This is a genomic window from Flavobacterium sp. UBA4854 (assembly GCF_002399805.1).
GTDB classification, from domain to species: domain Bacteria; phylum Bacteroidota; class Bacteroidia; order Flavobacteriales; family Flavobacteriaceae; genus Flavobacterium; species Flavobacterium ginsengisoli.
This window is the reverse complement of sequence record NZ_DHEI01000040.1, coordinates 82639-87893: the sequence shown is the minus strand read 5'-3', so window position 1 is coordinate 87893 and position 5255 is coordinate 82639. Positions and strand designations below refer to the sequence as shown.

Sequence of the window (5255 nt, the reverse complement as noted above, 5' to 3'; positions counted from 1 at the left end):
TTTTCTAACATGTAAACACGATCTCCAACACCAATTCCTAAAGCTCCTCCAGAAGCACCTTCACCAACAATAATTGTGATAATTGGCACTTGTAAACGAACCATTTCGAAGATATTTCTAGCAATAGCTTCTCCTTGTCCTCTTTCTTCTGCTTCAAGTCCTGGATATGCACCAGGAGTATCTACCAAAGTAAGAACTGGAATTCCGAATTTCTCTGCCATTTTCATCAAACGAAGTGCTTTACGGTATCCTTCTGGATTAGCCATACCAAAATTACGGTATTGACGTGTTTTAGTATTATATCCTTTTTGCTGACCGATAATCATAAACGATTGTCCGTTTATTTTACCTAAACCACCAACCATAGCTTTATCATCTTTAAAGCCTCTATCTCCATGAAGTTCTAAGAAAGTATCTCCGCAGATTGCTTTGATGTAATCTAAAGTATAAGGTCTGTTTGGGTGTCTTGACAATTGTACCCTCTGCCAAGCAGTAAGGTTTTTGTATATATCTTTCTTGGTCTCCTCTAATTTCTTGTTGATTTCCTTGCACGTTGGCGTTACGTCAACGTCAGATTCTTTTCCAATAATAACGCACTTTTCTAACTGTTCTTCAAGTTCTTTAATTGGAAGCTCAAAATCTAAATATTCCATGGATTTTTGAATTTTGTTTGTAAATCGAACCGCAAATATAAAAATATTATATCATTGGCGAAGTTAATTGTTATTTAAAGTATAAAAATGCAAATTAAAAATAAGTAAACTATTACAAGTTTTCTTTCTTGTTCTGATAATGTTTGAAAACACCGTTTAGAATAACTGTTATGATAATTATAACCGCTCCTACGTAAAATTCAACACTCATTTTTTCTTTTCCTCCTAAGATAAAATACGCCAAAACGATTCCGTAAACTGGCTCTAAATTAGTGGTTAACATTACTGTATATGGCGTTAATCGCTGCATTACTTTTACTGATGCAGTAAAAGCATAAGCCGTACAAATTGAAGCCAAAATCAATAACAAAACCCAATTATTTAAAGACATTTTGAAGAAATCTGCTGTAAATTTTCCTTGAAATAAAAAATAAATCGTTATAAAGAAAACTCCTGCACCAAACTCATAAAAAGTAATTACAGAAGGCTCATGATCGGAAATTAGTTTCCCATTCATTAAGGTAAATAAAACCCCTAAAATAATGGCTGCCAAAGCGTAATAAACTCCCGTAAGATATTTTATTTCTACTTGAAGAATCAAACCTAGACCAGCAATAATGATTAGTCCGAAGAAAACTTCGTACCAAAGGACTTTTCTTCCGTAGAATAATGGCTCTAATAAAGAAGCAAAGAATGCTCCCAGAGAAAATATAGAAAGTGTAATTGAAACATTGGAAACATGGATTGCTTTAAAAAAGAAAATCCAGTGCAATGCAATTAATAAACCAACAAAAATCAATTTAAAAAATTCTTTGACAGGAACTTGAAAAGACTGTTTTTTTAAAGCTATAAATCCGCCAAGAAAAACCATAGCGATAAGCATTCTATACCAAACCAAATTTTCGGCATCAATTGTAATTAAAGCGCCCAAAATGGCAGTAAAACCCCAGATAAAAACAATTAAGTGAAGATTTAAATAACTTTTTAAATTATCGTTTCGCATTACGTAATAAGTAAACTGCTAAAATTCCGAAAACAATATTCGGGAACCAAACAGCCAATAAAGGTGAGAATGTAGATTTTTCGGCAAGTGTACCAAAGATTTTATCAAAGAATACGAAAGAGAACGCTATTGCTATACCAATTGCAAGGTTCATTCCCATTCCGCCACGACGTTTCATAGAAGAAACAGAAACAGCAATAATCGTCAAAATAAATGCTGAAACAGGAATACTGTATTTTTTATAAAGAACAACCAAATAGGTATTTATGTTTCCTGAACCTCTTTTTCTTTCTTTCTCAATAAAATCAATTAGCTTACCCAAAGGCAATGTTTCTGCGATATACACGACAGGTGTTAAATCGGCCAATTCAAATTTAAAAGGGACATTTTTTTCTGGAGCTTTTTCGATTACATCATTTAATTCTCCTACGGTTCTCTTAGTATAATCGTATAAAACGTAAACCTTCTTTTTAGGATCCCATTTAATACGGCTTGCAGTAATTTTATAGGTTAGTTTTTCTTTTTCAAAATGTTCCAAAGAAAAATTAAAAGCCGTTTTAGACTCTTCATTAAAACTATTTACAAAGATAAAATCGTGGTCATTAATTTGCCTGTAAACATTGGTATTTTCGCCACGCATTTCGGCTTTTCCGTTTCCTTTTAGATACGTATATCTAAAATTATTATAACCTTCACTTGCTGCTGGAACAATAAAAAATCCCATTAACAATACAAAAAGAGAAACTATAGTTGCACCTATAATATAAGGACGTAAAAAACGCGTAAATGAAATTCCAGAACTTAAAATCGCGATAATTTCTGTATTGTTTGCCAGCTTTGAAGTAAACCAGATTACGGATAAAAACAAAAATATCGGAAACAGCGAATTAATAAAGTAAATCGTAAAATTGTAATAATAGAAAGCAATATCTCCAAACGGAATCTTGTTTTCGAGCATTTTATTTACCTTTTCAGAAACGTCAATTACGATTCCGATTGGTGCAAATAAAAGAAGCATCACAGAAAAAGTTCCGAGGTATCTTTTTAAAATGTATTTATCTATTATTGTTAACATAACAAAGTTTAATCGATTATTTGTTTAATCGTTTAACCGAATAAACGATTAAACAAATAAACATATTTTAAAGTCTTTGGTTCATATTTTTAACCATCATTTCTTTCCATGGTCTAAAATCTCCGGCTAAGATATGTTTTCTGGCTTCACGAACCAACCACATATAAAAACCAAGATTATGAATGGTTGCAATTTGTTTTCCAAGATATTCGTTGGCAGCAAATAAATGACGCAAATAAGCTTTAGAATATTCTGTATCTACAAAAGTATGTCCCATTTCATCAATTGGAGAAAAATCAGCTTCCCACTTTTTATTCTTGATGTTAATTGTTCCGTTTGCTGTAAACAACATTCCGTTTCTTGCATTACGAGTTGGCATAACACAGTCGAACATATCAATTCCTAACGCGATATTTTCTAAGAATATTAATTGGAGTTCCAACTCCCATTAAATAACGAGGTTTATCTTCTGGAAGAATTTCGCAAACTACTTCAGTCATTGCGTACATTTCTTCAGCAGGTTCTCCAACTGAAAGTCCTCCAATTGCATTTCCTTGCTGTCCAGCATTGGCAATATATTCAGCCGACTGGCGACGCAAATCTTTATAAGTACTTCCTTGAACAATTGGAAAAAACGTTTGTTCGTAACCATATTTATATGGCACTTTTTCTAAATGATTGATACATCTGTCTAACCAACGGTGCGTCATATGCATAGAACGCTGTGCATAACGGTAATCGCAAGGATAAGGTGTACATTCGTCAAAGGCCATAATGATATCAGCACCAATTGTACGCTGAATTTCCATTACATTTTCTGGAGTAAAAAAGTGGTAAGAACCGTCAATATGCGATTTGAACTTCACTCCCTCTTCTTTAATTTTTCTGTTTGAAGAAAGAGAATATACTTGATATCCTCCCGAATCAGTCAAAATATTGCGATCCCAGTTCATGAATTTATGCAATCCTCCTGCTTTTTCTAAAATTTCGGTCTGTGGACGTAAATATAAATGGTATGTATTTCCAAGAATAATATCCGGATTTATTTCTTCTTTAAGCTCACGCTGATGCACACCTTTTACAGATGCAACCGTTCCAACCGGCATAAAAATAGGCGTTTCAATTACGCCGTGATCAGTAGTAATACTTCCCGCTCTTGCTTTAGACTGCGGATCTTTTTGTAATAAATCGAACTTCATTTGTTTCTTTTTTCAGTCGGCAAAGATAAGCTAATTTCAGGGAAATTTAATTAATTAGAAAAATTGTGAATTATAAAATTGAGTTAATTCAAAAACAACATAAAACCTAAACTTCAGAAATTTTTAAATTTGAATAAAATCTATTAAAAATGAAATGCAGAGCTTCCCTACTACGCGAAGTCGAAGTTCTCACTCAGCATATTCACAACAATAAAAATTCAAAATGAACTTAGCACAAAAACTCGGATATCCTGAAAACACCAAACTATTAATCATTCACGCCGATGATGCAGGACTATCGCATTCCGAAAATCAGGCAACTATAAAAACACTCCAAAACGGATCTGTCAATTCATACAGCATAATGGTTCCTTGTCCGTGGTTTTTTGAAATGACCACTTTTGCTAAAAACAATCCAAATTATGACTGTGGAATTCATTTAACTCTCACCTGCGAATGGGAGAATTATAAATTTGGCCCGATTCTTCCGGTTTCCGAAGTTTCAAGTTTAGTAGATCAAAATGGTTATTTTTATAAAACCCGACAAGATTTCAAAAACAAAGCAAAACCAGCTGAAATTAAAAAAGAACTTACTGCCCAAATCGAAAGAGCTTTGCAATTTGGTATTCAGCCAACACATCTCGACTCGCATATGTGCAGTGTAGGCGTTACCCCCGAAATTTTAGAAATCTATAAAGAGCTAGGAAAAACATACAATTTACCTGTTTTTATTAATAAAGACTTTGTAGAATCAATTTCTCTATCTGATGAAAAATATAATTTTGATAATACGCTTTTGGCTGATAAACTTTTAATTGGATATTATGTTGACTATGAAAAAGGAGAACTCAAAAAATCTTATGAAAAAGCTTTAGACAGCGCAATTTCTGGATTAAATGTTTTCCTGCTTCATCCTGCGTTTGATGATTTTGAAATGCAAGGCATCACAATAAATCATCCAAATTTTGGTTCAGAGTGGCGTCAAATAGATTTCGATTTTTTTACCAGTGATGAATGCAAAGCAAAATTAAAAGAGAACAATATTCAATTAATTACATGGAAAGAAATTGGGCAATTGGAGCATCTTCCAATTAAAAAATAAGCTGGTTTTTTATGCAAATATTATAACATACTGATTTTAAAAATATAAGTATTGAAACCATAGATTTCATAACTTTATAGTATACAAATATCTGTTTAATAATATTTAATATTGACATTATGATAAATTCAGAAGATAAAAATGCAGCAAAAGAAAATGAGATAGAAAAAAATCTGGAAAATCTAAATTATCCAGCAAGTGAAGATATTTACAATCGCGAAGA

At 32.5% G+C, this 5255-nt stretch carries 4 protein-coding genes and 1 pseudogene; 1 reads left to right on the top strand and 4 read right to left on the bottom strand.

Features of this window, described 5'->3' with window-relative positions:
• The 4 genes and pseudogenes from accA to tgt form a co-directional block, all read right to left on the bottom strand.
• Window positions 1-653: acetyl-CoA carboxylase carboxyl transferase subunit alpha (accA, locus tag B3J44_RS05675; RefSeq protein WP_286966695.1), on the bottom strand; the 653-nt coding region annotated here is incomplete at its 3' end.
• Between the two features lie 112 nt (window positions 654-765).
• Window positions 766-1656, bottom strand: a complete 891-nt coding sequence (locus tag B3J44_RS05670; RefSeq protein WP_286966694.1) for a DMT family transporter — start codon at window positions 1654-1656, stop codon at window positions 766-768.
• Window positions 1643-2731: an LptF/LptG family permease gene (locus tag B3J44_RS05665; RefSeq protein WP_286966693.1), complete on the bottom strand. Its 1089-nt coding sequence runs from the start codon at window positions 2729-2731 to the stop codon at window positions 1643-1645. Before B3J44_RS05665 ends, B3J44_RS05670 begins: the two co-directional genes overlap by 14 nt.
• A gap of 67 nt (window positions 2732-2798) precedes the next feature.
• Window positions 2799-3930 (bottom strand): annotated as a pseudogene (gene tgt, locus B3J44_RS05660) (tRNA guanosine(34) transglycosylase Tgt).
• A 223-nt stretch (window positions 3931-4153) separates the two neighbouring features.
• Here tgt and B3J44_RS05655 point away from each other — a divergent pair.
• The gene (locus B3J44_RS05655; RefSeq protein ID WP_286966690.1) at window positions 4154-5032 is read left to right on the top strand and encodes a polysaccharide deacetylase family protein; all 879 of its coding nucleotides are present in this window, start codon (window positions 4154-4156) and stop codon (window positions 5030-5032) included.
• The last annotated feature ends 223 nt before the right edge of the window (window positions 5033-5255 follow it).